Raw genomic sequence first — 19,875 nt, 5'->3', positions numbered from 1 at the left:
GATCCGTTAAATCTTCATGACCGAGCCATGCATTTTCGTTAGGTCAGGAGTGTTGACACGCTTCTGGTCCAGCTGGGGTCCCCGACGTATATGCAGTGCAACAAATGAACGCGGCCAACGCCGCTGACCAAAGGCGAAACCGCCAGTCGGCCAGGACGTTACCGCACTGCAGCAACGAATGGAGACCACCATGCTGACCGTCGACAAGCTCGCCAAGCGCCTTCGCTCCTGGAACCGCTATCGCACCACGGTGCGTGAGCTCTCGCAGCTCACGGACCGCGACCTGAACGATCTCGGCATCTCGCGCAGCGACATCCGCTTCATCGCGAAGAAGAACGCCCGCTGAGCCTCGCCTCGCGCGAGTTGACAGCAGGAACTCCGGACGGCCGTATCCCCTCCCTCGGCCGGAAGGACGCAGCGCCCGCCCCCTTGGCGGGCGCTTTGCGTTTCAGGGGCCGTGCGCTAGAGCAACGGCAACGATCGGCTGCCGCGCCCGCCTGACGGTCCCCTTCGTGGCGGGCCCCTGAAGCGGCATGCCGGCGGCGCCAGCGAGGGAGTGCGTTGCATGGCCACACGGCCCGTTCATGTCGTCGGCGGGGGGCTCGCGGGCTCCGAGGCCGCCTGGCAGCTCGCCAGCGCCGGCGTTCCCGTGGTGCTCCACGAGATGCGGCCGGTGCGCGGCACCGAGGCGCACAAGACCGACGGCCTCGCCGAACTCGTCTGCTCGAATTCCTTCCGCTCCGACGACGCGCGAACCAATGCGGTCGGCCTGCTGCACGCCGAGATGCGGCGGCTCGGTTCGCTCGTCATGGCGAGCGCCGACCGCAACCAGGTCCCGGCGGGCGGCGCGCTCGCCGTGGACCGCGACGGCTTCTCGGACGCCGTGACGGCGGCGCTGGCCTCCCATCCGCTCGTGACGGTGGAGCGCGGCGAAGTCGATTCGCTGCCGCCGGAGACGTGGGACAGCGTCATCGTCGCCACGGGCCCCCTCACCTCCCGCCCGCTTGCCGACGCCATCCTGGCGCTCACGGGCGAGACCTCGCTCGCCTTCTTCGATGCCATCGCCCCCATCGTCTACCGCGAGAGCGTCGACCTCTCCGTCGCCTGGTTCCAGTCGCGCTACGACAAGGCCGGCCCGGGCGGGACGGGCGCCGACTACATCAACTGCCCGCTCGACAAGCCGCAGTACGAGGCCTTCGTCGACGGGCTCATCGCCGGCGACAAGACCTCGTTCAAGGAGTGGGAGGCGAACACCCCCTACTTCGACGGCTGCCTGCCCATCGAGGTGATGGCGGAGCGCGGCCGCGAGACCCTGCGCCATGGTCCGATGAAGCCCTTCGGGCTCACGAACCCCCATACGCCGGGCGTGAAGCCCTACGCTGTCGTCCAGCTGCGTCAGGACAATGCACTGGGGACGCTCTACAACCTCGTCGGCTTCCAGACGAAGCTGAAGCACGCCGAGCAGGTGCGCCTGTTCCGCACCATCCCCGGCCTCGCCAACGCCGAGTTCGCCCGCCTCGGCGGCCTGCATCGCAACACCTACCTCAACTCCCCTCGCCTGCTCGACCCGCTGCTGCGCCTCAAGGCCCTGCCGCGCCTGCGCTTCGCCGGGCAGATCACGGGCTGCGAGGGCTATGTGGAAAGCGCCGCCGTGGGCCTGATGGCCGGCCGCTTCGCCGCCGCCGAGCGGCTGGGCCGCGCGCCGGCCGCGCCGCCGCCCACGACGGCGATGGGGGCGCTGCTCAACCACATCACCGGCGGCCACATCGAGACCATCGACGAGGGACCGCGCTCGTTCCAGCCGATGAACGTCAATTTCGGCCTGTTCCCGCCGCTCGCCAGCGCCCCGAAGAGCCCGGACGGCAAGCGCCTGCGCGGCGCGGAGAAGGCCATCGCCCGCAAGATGGCGCTGACGGCGCGGGCCGGGGGCGACCTCGAGGCGTGGCTTGCCGCGCAGGATACCGAGGATCGCGGCGCCGCCGCGTGACGCCGGAGCACCGTCCGGCCCTCCCCGCCGGTTTCCATCCGGCGGGACGATGCCCTAGGCGAAGCGCGCCTGCCGGGCGGCGCGCCAGACGGCCCAGATCGCCCGCCACGCCGGCAACGTGACCGGCGTCGCGAAGACGCGGTAGCGCGGGCGCTCCATCTGCCGGAGATACGGCTCGACGAGCGACACAGGCAGCAATGCCGGGGCGACGGAGGGTGGTAGCGCCGCGATCCCGCGCCGCGTCGCATCGAGGTGGTGGCGCGCCAGGGCGCGCAGTTCCGCCAGCAGCGACCGCAGGGCCGGCGTCTCCTTGCCGGACAGAACGTCCTCGCGCTCCACGCCATGCCGGGCCATCAGGTCCGCCGGCAGGAACACCTGCCCCCGCGCGGCGTGGAACGGCAGCGCCCGCAGCAGTCCCGTCAGGGCGTAGGCGACGCCGGCATGGCCGGCGACGTCGGCCCCGCCCGGATCGGCGCCGTCGGCGAGGATGAACGTCGCCAGCCGGATCAGGACGGACGACGTCTCGCCGCAGTAGCCCTCGAGGTCTGTGAGCGTCGGCATCGGGTCGTCGTAGAGGTCGAAGGTCCGCGCCTCGATCAGCGCCTGCAGCGCGGGGACCGGCAGCCCGTAGCGGCGGATGGCGCGCATGAGCGCGGCCGCGACCGGATGGGCGTTCGCATCCCCCCGCGCCTGACCCGACAGGAGGTCCCGCCACCACTGGAAGCGCATCTCGCCCGGCAGCGGATCCGACACCACGTCGCGCACCCGCGCGATCTCGAGGTTGAACGCGTAGAGGGCGACGAGCGCGTCGCGGCGGTCGCCGGTGACGAACAGCGTCGAAATCCAGCGGTCCCGGTCGTGCTCCTTGAGATCGACCGCCAGCGAGGGGTCTGCCGCCACCGGTTCGATGGCGGGCACGGGCGCGCCCATGCCTCAGTCGACCGCGATCAGGGCGGCGCCGACGGCGCGGTCCTCGGCGAGAAGAATGTTGTACGTGCGAGCCGCCGCCCCGGTCTGCATGACGTCCACCCCGATTCCCGCCGCCCGGAGCGTCTCGCGCACGTCGGGAGGCAGCATGGCCACCTCGCGCCCCGTGCCGACGAGCAGGATCCGGACGGCCCCCGCCTCCGCGACAACTGGCGCGAAGACGGCGGGGGTCAAGTCCGCGGCCGACGTCACCGGCCAGGCGTGGATGCCGCCCGGCAGCGCGAGGATGGACCCCCGGTGGGACATGTCCGCGAAGCGGAAGCCGCCGTTGCCGTAGGCGTCGATCAGGTGGCGACCCGGGACGAACCCCTCGTAGCGGGGTCGTCCGCTCATCGCGCCGGGCTCTCGCTCGGTCCCTTGCGCCGCCCCGTCGCGGCCGCCGGCGCGGCCTCCGTGTCGCTGGCCGTCTCGGTCCCGGTCTTCAGGCCGAGGTAGATGAGCACCGGCGCGGCGATGAACACGGACGAGTAGGTGCCCACGATCACGCCGAACATCATGGCGTAGGAGAAGCTCTGGATCACCGAGCCGCCGAACAGCACCAGCGCCAGCAGCGCGAGCATCGTCGTCAGCGACGTGTAGATCGTGCGCGAGAGCGTGGTGTTGATGGCGATGTCGAGCAGCTCCTCGATCGGCATGCGCTTGTACTTGCGCAGCATCTCGCGGATGCGGTCGAACACGACGACGGTGTCGTTGAGCGAGAAGCCGACGATCGTCAGGATCGCGGCGATCGCCGTCATGTTGAACTCGAGCTGCGAGATGGCGAAGAAGCCGATGGTCAGCACGAGGTCATGCATCGTCGCGATGACGGCGCCGACGGCGAACTGCCACTCGAAGCGGAACCACAGGTAGACAAGCACGCCGACGATGGCGAGCACGACGCCCAGCGTGCCGGACTGCACGAGCTCGCCCGAGACGCGCGGGCCCACCACCTCGACGCGTCGGAAGTCGTAGTCCTTGCCGAAGGTTTCGCGGAAGCGCTCCAGCGCCTGCTGCTGGGAGCGCTCGCGCTCCTGCTGTGTGGCCCCGGGCTGCAGGCCGAAGCGGATCGACACCTCGCCCTTGTCGCCGAACTCCTGCACCTCGATCTCGCCCACGGCAAGGTCGACGGAGGCCTCGCGCACGGCCGCGATGTCGGCCTTTCCGGCCTTCGACTGCATCTCGATCAGCGTGCCGCCGGTGAAGTCGATGCCGAAGTTCATCGACACGCCGAAGAAGCAGACGATGGCGACGACCGACAGGAGTGCGGAGAACGGAAAGCTGATGCGCCGGGCGCGCATGAATCCGAACTTCGTGTCGTCCGGGATGATCCGCAGGGGCTTCATGTCCGGTCTCCGATCAGAACGGCAGCTTGGTGGGCTTGGCCCACCGGTACCAGAGCGCGATCATCATCCGCGTCATGGTGACGGCCGTGACGACGGTCGTGACGATGCCGAGGATGAGGGTGACGGCGAAGCCCTTCACCGGCCCGGAGCCGAGGAAGAACAGGATCGCCGCGGCGATGAACATCGTGACGTTGGAGTCGATGATGGTCGCGAAGGCGCGCTGGAAGCCCGCCTCCAGCGACGAGACCATCGATCTCCCGAGCCGCGCCTCCTCGCGGATGCGCTCGTAGATGAGCACGTTCGAGTCGACCGCCGTGCCGATGGTGAGCACGATGCCGGCGATGCCGGGCAGCGTCAGCGTGGAGCCGAGCATCGACATCAGCGCGAAGATCAGCACGACGTGCACGAGCAGGGCGATGTTGGCGAAGAGGCCGAACAGCCCGTAGCAGATCAGCATGAAGGCGACGACGAGGACGGCGGCGACCCACGAGGCCTTCTTGCCGGCGTCGATCGAGTCCTGGCCGAGGCCCGGACCCACCGTGCGCTCCTCCACGATGGTGAGCGGCGCCGGCAGCGCGCCGGCGCGCAGCAGGATGGCGAGGTTGTTGGCCTGCTCGACGGTGAACCGGCCCGAGATCTGGCCCGACCCGCCGGTGATCGGCTGCAGGATGCGCGGCGCCGAGATGACCTTGCGATCGAGCACGATGGCGAGCGGCCGGCCCACGGCCTCCGTCGTCACCTGCCCGAAGCGCTGCGCGCCGCGGATGTTGAACTTGAAGTTGACGATCGGCTCGGACGTGCGGCTGTCGAAGGCCGGCTGCGCGTCGATGAGGTCCTCGCCCTGCACGATGACCCGGCGCTCGATCTGCATCGGCGCGCCGCCCTCCTCGGAGGACGGGAGCGTCTCGACCTCGCTCGGGTTGGCGCCGGGTTCCGCCACGAGGCGGAACTCGAGCTGCGCCGTGGTGCCGAGGATTTCCTTGAGGCGCTGCGGGTTCTGCAGGCCGGGGACCTGCACCAGAATCCGGTCGGCGCCCTGGCGCTGGATGTTGGGCTCGGTCGTGCCGAGCGCATCGATGCGCCGGCGCAGCACCTCGATGGCCTGGTCGACGGCCTTGCGCACCCGCTCGTTGATGCCGACGTCGGTGACGGTGAGCTGGATCAGCCCGTCAGGCTGCTCGGAGAGCTCGATGGTGGGCTGGCCGCCGCCCATGCCGAGCGCGCCGCCCACCGGCTGGGCGAGCTTGCGCAGCTCCGGCAGCAGCTTCTGGCGCTCGGCCGCGTCCTGGACGCGGATCGAGACGCCGCGCGCCTGCACGCCGATGCCGCCTGACAGCGACACGCGCTGCTCGCGCAGGATGCGGCGCACGTCGTCGCGCAGCCCGTTCACCTGGGCGCGGATGACCGACGACGTGTCGACCTCGAGGAGGACGTGGGACCCGCCCTGCAGGTCGAGGCCCAGCACGATCGCCTGGTGCGGCACGATCCAGCGCGGGATGAAGCCCGGGATCGACTGCTCGATGCTCTTGCGGGTCTCCGGCGAGAGCAGGCTCGGCATGGCGTAGAGGAACCCCGCCAGGGTGAGCAGCAGCACGCCGATGGTCTTCAGTCGGGAGAAACGCAGCATCGTGTCGAACGGTCCCGGATTGCGGCTGCCGGCGGTCGCCGGCCATGCGCCCGATGGCGGATCGGACGAGGAATCAGGCCTTGACGGGTTCGCCCTTGGCGCGGACCTCGGAGATCATGCCGCGCAGCAGGCGTGTCCGCACGCCCTCGGCGATCTCGATCTCGATCTCGGCGTCGTCGGTGACCTTGGTGACCTTGGCGATGATCCCGCCGGTCGTGACCACGGTGTCTCCCCGCCTCACGTTCTTGATCATCTCCTGGTGCATCCGCGCCCGCTTCTGCTGCGGCCGGATGATCAGGAAGTACATGATGATGAAGATGAGGATGAAGGGAACCAGCTGCACGAACATGTCGACGCCACCGGGCGCGGCCGCGCTCTGGGCGAATGCAGGCGTGATCACGGGGAAGCCTCCGCAAGGGTTGGGAAAGCCCGTTGCCGCGGCAGGGGCCTCCGAAAGTGGCGCGGACTATAGCCAGCGCGGGTGGGAAAGCAAATTTCGACGCCGACCCGGCCGGCCCGCTCAGCCGTCGCCGGCTGCCCCTGCCGGCGGACCACCGCCGTCGCGCCCAGCCGGCGGCCATGCTTCAGGGGAAGCGGGCCACGTGACTTGTCGCGTGACCGCAGATAATGAGGCGCGGGCGCCGCGGCAAGGGCCGTGGCGCAGCCGCCCCCGCCCCGGATCGCCCGCATGACCACGCCCGACACGACCGCGCCCGACACGACCGCGCCCGAAACCAGCGTCCTCCTGGCCCGCATCGCCGACGCGCTGGAGCGCATCGCCCCCGCCAGGGCCCCTGCCCCGGACTTCGACGCCGCCGACGCCTTCGTCTGGCACCCGCGGCCGCCGTCCCTCGCCGCGGTGCCACGCGTCAACAGGGTCGAGATGGTGCTGCTCAAGGGAATCGACCGCGTGCGCGACATGCTGGTCGACAACACCGCCCGCTTCGCCGCCGGCCTGCCCGCCAACAACGCGCTGCTGTGGGGCGCGCGCGGCATGGGGAAGTCGTCGCTCGTGAAGGCAGCGCACGCGCAGGTCAACGCCGGCCGCGCGGCCGGGACCCCGCCGCTGAAGCTCGTCGAGATCCATCGCGAGGACATCGAGAGCCTGCCGGGCCTGATGGCGCTGCTGCGCCCGGCGCCGTTCCGCTTCCTCGTCTTCTGCGACGACCTCTCCTTCGACGGCGCCGACACCTCCTACAAGTCGCTGAAGGCGGTGCTGGAGGGCGGGATCGAGGGGCGGCCGGACAACGTGATCTTCTACGCCACGTCCAACCGCCGCCATCTGCTGCCGCGCGACATGATGGACAACGAGCGCGCGACCGCCATCAACCCCGGCGAGGCGGTGGAGGAGAAGGTCTCCCTGTCCGATCGCTTCGGCCTGTGGCTCGGCTTCCACCGCTGCAGCCAGGACGAGTACCTCGCCATGGTCGACGGCTACGTCGCGCACTTCAGCCTGCCGGTCGAGGACCGGGACGCCATGCACCACGCGGCGCTGGAGTGGTCGACGACCCGCGGCTCGCGTTCAGGTCGCACGGCGTGGCAGTTCATCCAGGACCTCGCGGGCCGGCTGGGGCGGCCGCTGGGCTGAGCGCGCTCCCAATCTGCCGACACAGCAAAAAGGGCGGCCCGGAGGCCGCCCTTCGTCATTTCAGGGACTGCGCCGTCAGGAACCGAGGTGCGGCAGCGGGTCGACCGGGGTCGAGCCCTTGCGGATCTCGAAGTGCAGCTGCGGCGAGGAGACGTTGCCGGTCTGGCCGGAAGTGGCGATCGTCTGGCCGCGCTGGACCGTGTCGCCGCGCTTCACCTTCAACTCGCCGTTGTGGGCGTAGGCGGTGACGTAGCCGTTGTCGTGGCGGATGAGCACCAGGTTGCCATAGCCCTTCAGCTCGTTGCCGGCATAGGCGACCGTGCCCGACTCGGCAGCCTTCACCGGGGTGCCCTCCGGCAGCGCGATGTTGATGCCGTCGTTCTGCGTGCCGCCCTTGCCGCCGAAGCCGGTGATGACCCGGCCACGGGCCGGCCAGCGGAAGTCGGTCAGCGCGGCCTTGCCGCCGGAAGCGATCGACGCCGTCTCCTGCGGCTCTGCCGCGGGAGCCGCCGGCGCCTTCTGGGCGGTGGCAGCCGGCGCGGCCGCTGCTTTCACGGGCTCGGCGGCGGGCTCCGGCTTCGCGGGCTCAACCTTGGCCGTCTGCAAGGGCTTGACCGGCTCGGCCTTGGGCTTTTCGACCTTCGCCACCTCGGCCGGCTTCTTCGCCTCGACCTTGGCGGGCTCGGCCTTCGTCGGTTCGACCTTCGCGGTCTTCACGGGCTCGGGCTTCGCCGCGGGGGCCGGTGCGGCTGCCGTCTTCGTGGTGGCGACGGGCTGCGCGCCCTTCACGAGCTGCATGCGCGCGCTGCCCACGGGCGCCGGGCGCTCGATGGCGACCGGACCCGACTGCGCCACCATCTTCGCGGCAGGAGCCGACACGGCCGCGGGTGTCGAGGCCGGCGCCTCGACGGCGGTGGCGTGGTAGACGGGGATGATGACCCGGGCGCCTGGAGACGGCTGGGCGCTGCCGGCAAGGCCGTTGGCGGCGCGGATCGCGGTCTCGGGGACCCCGTAGCGGTTGGAGAGCGTCTTCACCGACTCGCCGGCGGCGACGGTCACGGCCGATCCACCCTCCGTGGTCCAGCCCTTCGCGCCGGGCAGCGAAACCGGCGCGCGACCCGAGGACGGGAGGGCCGAAGCCGTGGCGACGGGAGCGGCGGAGACCGGCGGCAGCGGGCTTGACGCCACCGGCGTGACCGGCGGGAGCGACGCGGCCTGCACAGGCTGGGTGGGCGCCGCCGTGACCGAGGCGGTCGACTGGGGCTCGACCCGCGCCGAGGTCCCGAAGGGGTTGCCGAACGGGCTCTCGGCGAACCGCATCGTGTCGGAGCTGCAGGCGGCCGAGAGGCTGCCGATGGCGCAGACGAAGGCGACGCGGGCGACCGACTGATGAAGGGAGAAACGCTGACGCTGACTCATGTTGGACCCGACCCGAACGCGACAGATGCCCCGGAAATTCACGAGGCCATTAAAGGGTCGTTGGGGTTAAGGAATGGTTTGACGGACCGCTCGAAAGCGCCGTTTCGTTCACCCTGATCCATCAAAGGGCGGCAGCGACACCCTCGGCGAGCGGTGCGCCGGGAAACGGCTGCATCAGTTCGATGTTGAAATCGTGGGTTGTGGCCCGCGAGAGCTTTGCGAGGCGCTGCGGCCCCTCCCCCGAGCGCAGCACGGTGACGATTCGCCCGCTGGGGACGAGCTGCGACGCCAGCGCCGGCGGCACGGCCTCGACGGAGGCATCGATGACGATTCGGTCGTAGGGCGCGCCGGCCGCATGGCCGCCGCGGCCGTCCGCATGCACTACGCGGACATTGGCGAAGCCGAGCGCATCCAGCCGGGTCGACGCCTCGAGGCAGAGGCTCCTGTACCGCTCCACCGAGACGACGCTGGCCCCGAGCCGCGAGAGAATCGCGGTGCCGTAGCCCGACCCGGTGCCGATCTCCAGCACGCGGTGCTCCGGCCGCACGTCGAGCGCGACGTACATGGCTGCCATGAAGGACGGGGCGAGGATGGTCTGGCCGCAGCCGATGGGCAGCGCGATGTCAGTCAGGGCGACATCGATGAACCGCCGCGGCACGAATCGGCTGCGCGGCACCGTCTCGAAGGCCCGCAGCACCGCCGTGTCCCGCAGCCCCTGCGCCCGAAGCGCGAGCAGGAAGGCGACGCGGGCTTCGGCCCCCTCGTGGTCGGTGACGACGGACATCGACGCCGCCCCGCCCGCCGGGTCAGTGGCGCCCGAACAACTGCGCGTAGCGCGTCAGCGTCGGCTCGTCGGTCATGTCGATGCGCAGCGGCGTGACCGCGATTCGCCGCGAGGCCAGCGCCGCGAGGTCCGTGCCGTTGGCCGGCGCGAACGGCTCGCGGGCGAAACCGAGCCAGTAGTAGGGGTTGTAGCGCCCGTCGCGCCGCTCCTCGATGGTGAAGAGGTTCTGCGCCCGGCGCCCCTGCATGGCCACCGTCGTGCCGACGACCTGCTCCGGCGGGCAGTTGGGGAAGTTGACGTTGACGAGCACGCCCTCCGGCACGCCCTCCTTCAGCACGGCGCGGATCACGTCGGGCGCCAGCGTCTCGGCGCAGGTCCACGGGATCGCGTGCCGCGTCTCCGGCCCGTAGGCCTGCGACAGCGCGAAGGCCGGGATGCCGAGCAGCGTCGCCTCGATGGCGCCGGCGACCGTGCCGGAATAGGTGACGTCCTCGGCGATGTTCTGGCCGCGGTTCACGCCGGAGATCACGAGGTCGGGCGCCGCGTCCTTCATGATGTGGCGCACGCCCATGATCACGCAGTCGGTCGGCGTGCCTTTCACGGCGAAGTGCCGGGGCGAGATTTCGCGCAGGCGCAGCGGGTCATTGAGCGACAGCGAGTGGGCCACGCCGGACTGGTCCGTCTCGGGCGCCACGACCCAGACGTCGTCGCCGATCGCCCGCGCGATCGCCTCGCAGACCTTCAGGCCGGGTGCGTGGATGCCGTCGTCGTTGGTGACCAGGATGCGCATCAGGCCCTCTCGATCCGCGTGACCCCACCCATGTAGGGCACCAGCACGTCCGGCACCGTCACGCTGCCGTCGGCGTTCTGGTAGGTCTCCAGCACGGCGACGAGCGCGCGGCCGACCGCCACGCCCGAGCCGTTGAGCGTATGCACGTAGCGGTTGCCCTTACCCTCGGCGGGCCGGAACCGCGCCTGCATCCGGCGGGCCTGGAAGTCGCCGCAGACCGAGCAGGACGAGATTTCGCGATAGGCGTTCTGCCCGGGCAGCCAGACCTCGATGTCGTAGGTCTTCTGCGAGCCGAAGCCCATGTCGCCCGTGCACAGGAGCACCGTGCGATAGGCGAGGCCGAGGCGCTTCAGCACCTCCTCCGCCGCCGCGGTCATGCGCTCGTGCTCGGCGAGCGAGGTCTCGGGCGTCGTCACCGAGACGAGTTCGACCTTGGTGAACTGGTGCTGGCGGATCATGCCGCGCGTGTCGCGCCCCGCCGCGCCGGCCTCCGAGCGGAAGCAGGGCGTCTGCGCCGTGAAGCGGAACGGCAGTTCCTTCTCCTCGACGATCTGCTCGCGCACGAGGTTGGTGAGCGACACCTCCGACGTCGAGATGAGCCAGAACCCGTTCGTGGTGCGGAACAGGTCCTCCTCGAACTTCGGCAACTGCCCGACACCGTAGACGGCCTGGTCCCTCACCAGCAGCGGCGGGTTCACCTCGGTGTAGCCGTGCTCGCCGGTGTGCAGGTCCAGCATGAACTGCCCGAGCGCGCGCTCCAGCCGCGCGAGCGGCCCGCGGTTGACGACGAAGCGGGCGCCAGACATGCGCGATGCGGCCTCGAAGTCCATCTGCCCGAGCCCTTCGCCGATCTCGAAGTGCTGCTTCGGCGCAAACCCCATGGTCTCGGCGGTCCGCGGGGCGCCCCAGCGGCGCACCTCGACGTTGCCGTGCTCGTCGGCCCCTACGGGCACGTCCGCCATCGGCGTGTTCGGGATCGCGGCGAGCGACATCTCGAGGTCCTCGACGAGCGCCTTCTCCTCCGCCTCGGCGGCGGCGAGTGCGTCCTTCAGCGCGGCGACCTCGGCCTTCAGCGCGTCGGCGCGCGCGGTGTCCTTCGCGGCCATCGCCTGGCCGATCTCCTTGGACAGCGCATTGCGGCGCTCCTGCGAGGACTGCGCGGTCTGGATCGCGGCGCGCCGGCGGTCGTCGAGCGCGATCAGTTGCGCCGAAAGGGGCTGCGCGCCCCGGTTCGTGAGCCCGGCGTCGAAGGCCGCGGCGTTGTCGCGGATCCACTTGATGTCGTACATGCGCGTCCCCGTTGCCGGCACGGACGATCCGCCGGTTTCGGGCGGACGCCGCGCGGCCATGACGCTGGCTTGGTAGAGGAGCCTCGGCCCCTTCGCAAGGGACGGGCGATGTCCGCTCCGAGCACGCCAGCGGATACTCCTGCCGGTCGGCGGTACCCCCCCACCCTCGATCCTCCCCACGAGGGGGAGGGAGGCCCATGGCGGCCGTCACGAGGATCCCACGGGGTCAACGACGACGGGATGATGCCGTCAACGGAAGTATGGTGCCGAACTGGCGTTCCCCCCCCTTGTGGGGAGGCGTCAGGGTTGTGGGGCTGGCGGTCGCCTCTTTCGGGCGGCGCAGTGTCCGGCCGGACAAGCAACCGTCACGCGTCGGCGAGGTCGAGCCGGCGCTCGATGCGGTCGAGCCGCAGTTCCACGCGGTCGATGCGGCGGGAGATGGAGGCGGTCGTCTGCTCGAGCAGACCCAGCCGCGTCTTGATCTCGCGGTTGTCCTCGTGCAGCGCCTCGAGCTGTTCGGCCATCCGCCGCAGCTGGATGAGCACGAGGTTCTCGGGCTCCGTCATCGAAATCTCCATCATAAAAAGACTATCACATAACCCCGCGAGGCGGAAAAAACCCGCCCCGCGCCGTCAGCTCGCCGCCTCTTCGGCGTCCTCCTGGGCCTTCTTGTCCGCCATCTTCTTCTCGACCATCTGCACGGCGAAGATCGACGCCTCGTAGAGCAGCAGCGTCGGGATCGCGAGCGCGAGCTGGCTGATCACGTCGGGCGGCGTCAGCACGGCGGCGATGATGAAGACGATGACGATGGCGTAGCGCCGCTTCTCGCGCAGGAACTTCGCATCGATGAAGCCGGCGCGGGCCAGCAGCGTCAGGACCACCGGCAGCTGGAAGCAGATGCCGAAGGCGAAGATCAGGGTCATGATCAGCGACAGGTACTCGCTGACCTTCGGCAGCAGCTCGATCGCCGCCTCGCCCGGCACCAGCTGCTGCTGGCCGATGGAGAACCGCATCACGATCGGCATCGCGATGAAGAACACGACCGCCGCGCCCAGCGTGAACAGCAGCGGCGTCGCGATGAGATACGGCCGGAAGGCCTCGCGCTCGTTCTTGTAGAGGCCCGGCGCCACGAACTTGTAGAGCTGCGTCGCCACGACGGGGAACGAGAAGAACGACGCGCCGAACACGGCGAGCTTGATCTGCGTGAACAGGTACTCAAGCGGAGCCGTGTAGATGAGTTTCACGGAGGCCGCGTCGCCCGCCGCCAGCACATAGGGGAAGATGAGGACGTTGTAGATCTGCTTGGCGAAGGCGAAGCAGATCACGAACATGACCATGAAGGCCGCGATGGACTTGATCAGCCGCGAACGCAGCTCGATCAGGTGCTCGATCAGCGGCGCCTTCGTCGCCTCGATGTCGTCGTGCGTCATGCCGGCTCTTCTCCGGCGTCGGACGCCTTGGGCTTGCGGGCGGCCGCCTTGGTCTTGCTGCGGATGACCGGAACCGGCTCGGCCTCCGGTTCCGCCTCGGCTTCCGGCGCCTGCACCGTCGCAGGCGGGGGCGGAAGCGGCTCGGGCAGCGCCGCCGTCTCGACCGGCACGGTCGGAACGGCGGGAGGCGTCTCCTGCGGAACAGGCTCGAAGGCTGCCTTGATCTGCTCCGGCGTCAGGTCAGGAACCGGCGGCGGCTCGGGCACGCTGATGACGGGATCGGGCTTGCGATCGGCCGTCACGCTCTCGACAGCGCCCTTGATCTCGTCCCGGATCGTCTGGATCGGGTTGAAGCTCGCGGCCTGGTTGAGGTTCTCGACCGACTTGCGGGCCTCGTCGATCTCGGCCTCGCGCATCGCTTCCTGGAACTGCGACTGGAATTCGCCCGCGAGCCTGCGGATCTTGGCCACGGCTCCGCCCACCGTGCGCAGCACGCCGGGCAGTTCCTTCGGCCCGATCACCACAAGCGCCACGACGCCGATGACGACGAGTTCACTCCATCCGATGTCGAACATGACGTACCGATCAACGGGTCCGGTCGCTCTCGGCCGGACCACTCCGTCCCCCGCGGAGGCCGGGCCTCCGCACCGTCGTCGGCCGCGTCAGGATGCCTTGCGCTCGCCGGCCGGCGTCTGCACGCCGGCGGCCCGCTGGTCCTCGATCGACTTCATGGGCTCGGCCGGCTTCGCCGCCTCGGCGGTCTCGTCCTCGCTCATGCCCTTCTTGAAGGCCTTGATGCCCTTCGCCACGTCGCCCATCAGCTCGGAGACCTTGCCGCGCCCGAAGAGCAGCAGCACCACGATACCGACGACGATCCAGTGCCAGATGCTGACGCCACCCATTGTTCAACTCCAGAGCGCGGGGCGGGCAGCCTGCCCGATACCCGACCTTGCGATATGGCCGGGAACCTAGGACGCCGTTGAGGCAAAAACAAGAACCTCGTCCGAGTCGATGTCGACTCCGACGTCCTGACCCTGCACGGCGGCAATCCCGCCTCGCAGGCGCGCGCGCACCGGCGCATCGAGGCCCTGGACCGCGAGCTCCAGCAGGTCGACCTCGCCGAGGAACCGGCGCGAGAGCACCCTTCCGGGCAGGCAGAATCCCGCCGCGCGCAGTCGGATGGCCTGCGGGCGCACGCACACCACGCCCGGCCCGTCGGGCAGGCCCGGCGCCGGGAACACGCCGAGCGGAGAGTCCGCCCGCCCGGCCCGGACCACAGCATCGACCTCGTTGAAATCGCAGAAGAACCGTGCCGCGGCGAGATCGACGGGGCGGCGGTAGAGATCGACGGCCGGTCCCGCCTGCACGATCCGGCCGGCGCGCATCAGCACCACCCGGTCGGCGATCCGCATCGCCTCCTCCGGATCGTGAGTGACGATGATGGTGGTCGCCCCCATCTCGCGCAGCAGGGCGACCGTCTCCTCGCGCACGGCGTCGCGCATGCGCCGGTCGAGGTTGGAGAACGGCTCGTCCATCAGGATCACGCCCGGACGCGGCGCCACGGCGCGGGCGAGCGCCACGCGCTGCTGCTCGCCGCCCGACAGCATGTGGGGATAGGCGTCGCCCCTCCCCTCCAGCCCCACGCGCGACAGCGCCCGCCCCGCCGCCGTCTGGGCGTCGGCCGCCGAGAGCTGGCGCAAACCGAACAGCACGTTCTGGCGCACGGTCAGGTGGGGAAACAGCGCGTAGTCCTGGAACATCAGGCCCACGCCCCGCTCCTCCGGGGGCACGAACTGGCGCCCGGCGACCTCGCGCCCGTCGAGGAAGATCGACCCCTGGAGGGGTGCCTCGACGCCGGCGGCGAGCCGAAGCAGCGTGGTCTTGCCGCACCCGGACTGCCCCAGAAGGCACACGACCTCGCCGGGCTCGACGTCGAGGTCGATGTCGCGCAGCACGGTGACGGCGCCGTAGCCGTGGGTGACGCCCTGCAGGCGCAGCCTCGCGGGGATCGCGGCTCCCGCCGTCCCGCGCTGCCCCCAGCGACGCGGGAGGGCGGCCGACGGATCGCTCACGCCCCGCCGTCCTCGCGCAGCGGCTCGTCGGCCCGGTTGATGCGCTCTTCCGTGAGTTCCGTGAACAGGTCCTCGCCGAGCGGCTCCTCGTCGGGGCGCAGCGTCGGGTCGTCCGAAGGCACGGGCACGCCGAAGCCCGGCGGCAGGCGGCCTTCGAGGAAGCCGGAGCCCTTGAGCTCCTCCAGGCCCGGCAGGTCGTCGATGCGGTTGAGCCCGAAATGGACGAGGAACGCCTCGGTCGTGCCGTAGGTCACCGGCCGGCCGGGGGCCTTGCGCCGGCCACGGATACGGATCCAGCCCGTCTCCAGCAGCACGTCGAGCGTGCCCTTGGAGAGCGAGACGCCGCGGATGTCCTCGATCTCGGCACGCGTCACCGGCTGGTGGTAGGCGACAATGGACAGAGTCTCCAGGGCCGCCCGCGACAGCCGGCGCGGCTCCACGGCCTCCTTGGAGAGGAGGTAGCCGAGGTCCTCCGCTGTCCGGAACGCCCATTTTCCGGCGATCTGGACGAGGTTCACCCCGCGCGGGGCGTATTCGTCGACGAGCGCACGAAGGACGGTCGCGACGGCCACGTCGCCCGGAAGCCGGCTCGCGATGGCCTCGGCCGACAGCGGCTCGGCGGACGCAAAAAGAAGCGCCTCGGCGATCCGGCAGGCCTCGGCGAACGACCGCACGCCCGCGGCATCCTCCGCCAGCGCCCGCGCCGACGCCTCGAGGGCCTCGAGCGCCCGCTCGGCCCCGTCATCCGCGTCCGCCATGGCGCGCACCTGTCGCATGCCGTCGTCCATTCCGCTCCATCCCGCCCGTCAGGCGGCCCTCGCCTTCACGTAGATCGGCGCGAAGGGCCGTTCCTGCTGGACCTCGATCAGGCCCTCCCGGACCATTTCCAGCGTGGCCGAGAAGGAAGAGGCCCTTACCGTCGCCCGCATCCCCGGCTCCACCACGAAGCGGTTCAGATAGTCATCGAGCACCGTCCAGTCCACCGCCATGCCGACAAGGCGCTCAAGCGCCTGGCGCGCATCCACCAGCGACCAGAAGTGCCGCTTGCGGAAGGTCATGCGGGAGTGGGCGTGCTTCTGGCGCTCGCGGGCATAGGCCGACAGCAGGTCGTAGAGCGAGGCCTCCCACTGCGCGGTCTTCGTCACCAGAACCGGCTCGGGCATGCCGCGGGCAAAGACGTCCCGGCCCAGCCGGTTGCGCTCCACCAGCAGCCGCGAGGCCTGCCGCAGGGCCTCCAGCCGCTGCAGCCGGAAGGCGAGCTGGCCGGCGAGATCCTGCGCCGACGGCTCCTCGCCCTTGGGCGGCTCGGGCAGAAGCAGGCGGGACTTGAGGTAGGCGAGCCACGCCGCCATGACGAGATAGTCGGCGGCGAGTTCCAGCCGGTAGTGGCGGGCCTGCTCGACGAAGGCGAGATACTGCTCGGCCAGCGCCAGCACGGAAATGCGGTGCAGGTCCACCTTCTGGCGCCGGGCGAGTTCCAGAAGCAGGTCGAGCGGCCCCGCGAAACCGTCCACGTCGACGATCAGCGCGGGCTCGGACTCGCCCCGCTCGACCGCCGCCGGATCCTCGAAATCGAGCTGCTGCGCCATGCTGCCGGTGATTCGCCCCTGCCGGATGCAACGGGCGTCACACTGGCCGCCTCAGGCAGGGACCGCAAGCAGACTGTCGAGCCGCGCCCGCGCGTCCACAGGATCGAACGGCTCCGGCAGGTGCCGCAGCCGTGCCAGCGCCGCCTCGGCCCGCACCTTCCGGCGTCCGGCGAGGCGCGGAGCGGCTTCCGCCACCTGGCGCATTTCGGCGAGATCGCCGTTGCAGTGCAGGCCGATGTCGCAGCCGGCCCGGAAGGCTGCCTCGGCCCGCTCGCGCAGGGACCCCGACAGCGCCTTCATCGACAGGTCGTCCGACAGCACCAGGCCGCGGAAGTCGAGTTCCCCCCGGATGATCCGGCGGAACACGGTGCGGGACGTCGTCGCCGGCGCCGAGGGGTCGAGGTCGGTGAACACCACGTGCGCCGTCATCGCCACCGGCATGTCGGCCAGGATCCGGAACGGCAGGAAATCCCGGGAGGCAAGCTCGGCGTGCGGGGTGTCGACGGTTGGCAGGTGCTCGTGGCTGTCGACCCGGGCCCGGCCATGGCCCGGCATGTGCTTGATCACGGGAAGGACGCCACCCGCCAGGAGCCCCTCCGCGGCAGCCCGGCCGAGAACGGCGATCGTGCGGGGATCCTCCGCATAGGCGCGGTCGCCGATGATGCCGTGCGCTCCCGGCACGGGGACATCGAGCACCGGCAGGCAGTCGACGGTGATGCCGACCGCGGCGAGGTCGCTCGCGATGAGCTGCGCGCCGAGCCGCACCATCTCGCGAACGGCGAACGGATCGTTGAAGCGGGCCTCGTTGTAGCGGCGCGCGGCGGGATAGCGCGGCCAGTGCGGCGGGCCGAGCCGCTGCACGCGGCCCCCCTCCTGGTCGACGAGGACCGGAGCATCCGCCCGGCCGGCGGCCTCGCGGAACGCCGTCGTCAGGGACAGGACCTGCTCCGGCGTCTCGACGTTGCGGCGGAACAGGATGAGGCCCCAGGGTTGGGCCTCCCGGATGAAGGCCACCTCGTCGCGTGACAAGGAAAGGCCCGCGCAACCGGTGACGAAGGCGCGCACGCTCATGGGGTCGGCCGGCCTGAGATGGGCTGGAAAAGGACCGCCCCCGCGAGGGGGGCGGCGGGATCGAAGGGTGGCCGCGTCAGTTCTTGGCGACGAAGCACTGCCCGCCGGCCGACTTGAGCCGCTCGCAGAGCGAAGTCGCCTCGTCGCGGGGGAGAGAGCCGACGCGGACCCGGTAGATCGTCTTGCCGTTCACCTCGGCCTTGCGGATCACCGGCTGCATGCCGCCGAGCTCGCCAGCGAAGCGCCGCTGCAGCCGGGCCGCCGTGTCCTTGGCCTCCTGTTCGCTCGCCGGAGCGGCGAGCTGGACCGAGAAGCCCGATCCCGGCGTGTCCGACGTGGATGCCGCGGCCGCAGGAGTGGCCGGCGCAGCAACGGGCGCCAAGGCGGCGACCTGCGCCGGCTTGGGCGGCGCTGCAGGCGTCGTGCCGGCGGCGGGCGCGGCGACGGCAGGCCTGGCCGGAGGCGTCGACGGGGCGGCGACCGGCTTGGGCGGGGCGCCGGGCGGCGCATTGACGATGGCCGGCGCCTCCATGCGGCGTGGCGGCAGGACGGTACCGCCGCTGGCGGCCGGGGCGGCCGGCGTCGTGCCGGTCGTCACGGGAGACGCAGGCACGGGAGCCGGCGCTGGGGCGGCGACCGGCACCGCCTGCGGCGACCCGAGCGCCGCCGTGCGGCCGAGGGTGGCCTCCGTCGCCGCGTCGATGATGGTTCCATCCGGACGGACCGACACGGTCCGGACCCGGCGCGGCTCGCCGAGGCCGGCGACTGCCTGGGAAGCCTGCGGCGGCTTCGGCACTTCGACCTGCGCGGCGGTCGGCACGGCGCCCGCCGTGGTGGACGTGGCGTCGCCGCTGCCGTTGGGCAGCACGACGCGCGGCGCCTGCACCTTGGCCGCGACGTCGACCGGCTGCTCCTCGCCGCCCACCACCTTGGCACCCTTCGGGTCCTCGGCCTTGCGGGTATAGATGGCGCGGTCCTGGTTCGGCACCTCGACCCCGCCCGGATTGGCGGGCTGCACCTTCATCGGGCCGGGCTCGGCCTTAATGACCGGAGGAGCCCCGGCAGTCTGCACGGCCGAATTCGAAGAACCGAGGCCCCGCATGGCGAGCGCGGCCGCCACGCCGACCGCGGCGACGCCGAGCACGGTCGCCACCGCGAGCACGCCCTTGCGGCGCGGCCTCGGGGCGATCTCCTCGGCGATCTCCTCATGGGGCGGCAGGCGCCCCTCGGCCTCGTAGACCGGATCCGTGTCGCGATAGGCCGCAGGCTCGGGCGCCCGCGGATCGAACGGCACGACGTTCTCGGGATAGCGCTCGGACACCGGATCCGCGTAGCGATCGGACGCCGGCTCGGGCGCCGGAGATCCGGTGGACCGCAGCTGCCAGTCCTGCGGATCGTCGAAGGGAACGGTGTCGGGCGCCGGAGCACGGCCCATTTCGGGGGACGGCGCACGGCCCATCTCCGGCTCCACCCGCATGGGCTGCTCTGGAGGCGTGAAGCGCTCGCCCCGGGTCAGGGCAGCGAGTTCCGCCTCGAAATCATCGAAAGGTTCGTCGGCCCGCGGTGCCGCCGCGGCAGGTGCCTGAGGCGCCTGCGCCGCCGGAGCAGCCGGGCGGGACTGCCGCCAGGAGCCGCGGGAGGGATCGTCCTGACCGACGATGCGGGCCAGCTCTGCCAGCGGGTCGTCACGTCCGGAGGCGTCGGCCCGACGCGGCGCGGCCGCCGCCTCGCGCAGCTGGCGCTCCAGTTCGTCGAGGTCGATCACCGGCCGGGATCTGTTCTGCTCTGTCATGGACGCACCCACCGTTCACCGCCCAGCCCGCGGCCCGTTCTCTGGCCTTCGGGCGATCAATGCCAAGGGTCCCGGATCCATCCGAAGCCGGCAGGCCACATTAGTGGCGCGCCGGGCCCCGTCCAAGC

22 protein-coding genes are annotated in these 19,875 nt (G+C 70.9%); 4 read left to right on the top strand and 18 right to left on the bottom strand.

The window, feature by feature from the left end; translation table 11 throughout:
• The first annotated feature begins 190 nt into the window (after positions 1 to 190).
• Positions 191 to 346, top strand: coding sequence for a DUF1127 domain-containing protein (locus tag ACX9GQ_RS04805; RefSeq protein WP_459628397.1), 156 nt, complete (start codon positions 191 to 193; stop codon positions 344 to 346).
• A gap of 219 nt (positions 347 to 565) precedes the next feature.
• The gene (gene trmFO / locus ACX9GQ_RS04800) at positions 566 to 1,987 is read left to right on the top strand and encodes a methylenetetrahydrofolate--tRNA-(uracil(54)-C(5))-methyltransferase (FADH(2)-oxidizing) TrmFO (protein ID WP_459628396.1); all 1,422 of its coding nucleotides are present in this window, start codon (positions 566 to 568) and stop codon (positions 1,985 to 1,987) included.
• A gap of 54 nt (positions 1,988 to 2,041) precedes the next feature.
• Here the strand turns inward: trmFO and ACX9GQ_RS04795 are convergent, their stop codons facing one another.
• From ACX9GQ_RS04795 to yajC, 5 genes are all read right to left on the bottom strand, one after another.
• Entirely contained in the window at positions 2,042 to 2,917 is an 876-nt protein-coding gene (locus tag ACX9GQ_RS04795; protein ID WP_459628395.1) for a phytoene/squalene synthase family protein, read from the bottom strand.
• Positions 2,918 to 2,920: 3 nt separating this feature from the next.
• Complete coding sequence (locus tag ACX9GQ_RS04790; RefSeq protein WP_459628394.1) at positions 2,921 to 3,307, bottom strand: Mth938-like domain-containing protein; 387 nt, start codon at positions 3,305 to 3,307, stop codon at positions 2,921 to 2,923.
• Positions 3,304 to 4,296, bottom strand: a complete 993-nt coding sequence (gene secF / locus ACX9GQ_RS04785; RefSeq protein ID WP_459628393.1) for a protein translocase subunit SecF — start codon at positions 4,294 to 4,296, stop codon at positions 3,304 to 3,306. The genes ACX9GQ_RS04790 and secF overlap by 4 nt, the downstream gene beginning before the upstream one ends.
• Positions 4,297 to 4,309: 13 nt before the next feature.
• Complete coding sequence (secD, locus tag ACX9GQ_RS04780; protein ID WP_459628392.1) at positions 4,310 to 5,923, bottom strand: protein translocase subunit SecD; 1,614 nt, start codon at positions 5,921 to 5,923, stop codon at positions 4,310 to 4,312.
• A 73-nt stretch (positions 5,924 to 5,996) separates the two neighbouring features.
• Positions 5,997 to 6,323, bottom strand: coding sequence for a preprotein translocase subunit YajC (gene yajC / locus ACX9GQ_RS04775; RefSeq protein ID WP_459628391.1), 327 nt, complete (start codon positions 6,321 to 6,323; stop codon positions 5,997 to 5,999).
• Between the two features lie 288 nt (positions 6,324 to 6,611).
• Between yajC and ACX9GQ_RS04770 the strand changes: the two genes are divergently transcribed.
• Complete coding sequence (locus ACX9GQ_RS04770) at positions 6,612 to 7,511, top strand: ATP-binding protein (protein ID WP_459628390.1); 900 nt, start codon at positions 6,612 to 6,614, stop codon at positions 7,509 to 7,511.
• Between the two features lie 75 nt (positions 7,512 to 7,586).
• Here the strand turns inward: ACX9GQ_RS04770 and ACX9GQ_RS04765 are convergent, their stop codons facing one another.
• Entirely contained in the window at positions 7,587 to 8,570 is a 984-nt protein-coding gene (locus ACX9GQ_RS04765; protein WP_459628389.1) for a peptidoglycan DD-metalloendopeptidase family protein, read from the bottom strand.
• 16 nt (positions 8,571 to 8,586) lie between these two features.
• Between ACX9GQ_RS04765 and ACX9GQ_RS04760 the strand changes: the two genes are divergently transcribed.
• Positions 8,587 to 8,901 carry a hypothetical protein gene (locus tag ACX9GQ_RS04760; protein ID WP_459628388.1) on the top strand — a complete coding sequence of 105 codons (315 nt, stop codon included), beginning with the start codon at positions 8,587 to 8,589 and terminating at the stop codon, positions 8,899 to 8,901.
• Positions 8,902 to 9,051: 150 nt separating this feature from the next.
• Here ACX9GQ_RS04760 and ACX9GQ_RS04755 read toward each other — a convergent pair whose 3' ends face one another.
• The 12 genes from ACX9GQ_RS04755 to ACX9GQ_RS04700 all read right to left on the bottom strand — a co-directional run bounded on the left by ACX9GQ_RS04755 (position 9,052) and on the right by ACX9GQ_RS04700 (position 19,747).
• Positions 9,052 to 9,714: a protein-L-isoaspartate(D-aspartate) O-methyltransferase gene (locus ACX9GQ_RS04755; protein WP_459628387.1), complete on the bottom strand. Its 663-nt coding sequence runs from the start codon at positions 9,712 to 9,714 to the stop codon at positions 9,052 to 9,054.
• Positions 9,715 to 9,736: 22 nt separating this feature from the next.
• Positions 9,737 to 10,504, bottom strand: a complete 768-nt coding sequence (gene surE / locus ACX9GQ_RS04750) for a 5'/3'-nucleotidase SurE (RefSeq protein WP_459628386.1) — start codon at positions 10,502 to 10,504, stop codon at positions 9,737 to 9,739.
• Positions 10,504 to 11,793 carry a serine--tRNA ligase gene (gene serS, locus ACX9GQ_RS04745; protein ID WP_459628385.1) on the bottom strand — a complete coding sequence of 430 codons (1,290 nt, stop codon included), beginning with the start codon at positions 11,791 to 11,793 and terminating at the stop codon, positions 10,504 to 10,506. Before serS ends, surE begins: the two co-directional genes overlap by 1 nt.
• A 365-nt stretch (positions 11,794 to 12,158) precedes the next feature.
• On the bottom strand, positions 12,159 to 12,359 hold the full coding sequence (locus ACX9GQ_RS04740; RefSeq protein ID WP_459628384.1) for a hypothetical protein: 201 nt from the start codon (positions 12,357 to 12,359) through the stop codon (positions 12,159 to 12,161).
• A 66-nt stretch (positions 12,360 to 12,425) separates the two neighbouring features.
• Positions 12,426 to 13,223, bottom strand: coding sequence for a twin-arginine translocase subunit TatC (tatC, locus tag ACX9GQ_RS04735; protein ID WP_459628383.1), 798 nt, complete (start codon positions 13,221 to 13,223; stop codon positions 12,426 to 12,428).
• The gene (gene tatB, locus ACX9GQ_RS04730; protein WP_459628382.1) at positions 13,220 to 13,798 is read right to left on the bottom strand and encodes a Sec-independent protein translocase protein TatB; all 579 of its coding nucleotides are present in this window, start codon (positions 13,796 to 13,798) and stop codon (positions 13,220 to 13,222) included. Before tatB ends, tatC begins: the two co-directional genes overlap by 4 nt.
• An 87-nt stretch (positions 13,799 to 13,885) precedes the next feature.
• Positions 13,886 to 14,125: a twin-arginine translocase TatA/TatE family subunit gene (locus ACX9GQ_RS04725; protein WP_459628381.1), complete on the bottom strand. Its 240-nt coding sequence runs from the start codon at positions 14,123 to 14,125 to the stop codon at positions 13,886 to 13,888.
• A 66-nt stretch (positions 14,126 to 14,191) separates the two neighbouring features.
• Positions 14,192 to 15,295, bottom strand: a complete 1,104-nt coding sequence (locus ACX9GQ_RS04720; RefSeq protein WP_459628380.1) for an ABC transporter ATP-binding protein — start codon at positions 15,293 to 15,295, stop codon at positions 14,192 to 14,194.
• Positions 15,292 to 16,083, bottom strand: coding sequence for an SMC-Scp complex subunit ScpB (gene scpB / locus ACX9GQ_RS04715; protein WP_459628379.1), 792 nt, complete (start codon positions 16,081 to 16,083; stop codon positions 15,292 to 15,294). Before scpB ends, ACX9GQ_RS04720 begins: the two co-directional genes overlap by 4 nt.
• Before the next feature lie 18 nt (positions 16,084 to 16,101).
• Entirely contained in the window at positions 16,102 to 16,884 is a 783-nt protein-coding gene (locus ACX9GQ_RS04710) for a segregation and condensation protein A (protein ID WP_459628378.1), read from the bottom strand.
• 51 nt (positions 16,885 to 16,935) lie between these two features.
• A complete protein-coding gene (gene nagZ / locus ACX9GQ_RS04705; protein ID WP_459628377.1) occupies positions 16,936 to 17,955 on the bottom strand; it encodes a beta-N-acetylhexosaminidase in 1,020 nt (339 codons plus the stop codon).
• A gap of 76 nt (positions 17,956 to 18,031) precedes the next feature.
• Complete coding sequence (locus tag ACX9GQ_RS04700; protein WP_459628376.1) at positions 18,032 to 19,747, bottom strand: SPOR domain-containing protein; 1,716 nt, start codon at positions 19,745 to 19,747, stop codon at positions 18,032 to 18,034.
• Positions 19,748 to 19,875 lie beyond the last annotated feature (128 nt).

It is taken from the genome of Alsobacter sp. R-9, assembly GCF_054612375.1.
Note: the sequence above shows the minus strand (reverse complement) of the source record. Positions and strands in the feature narration are given on the sequence as shown.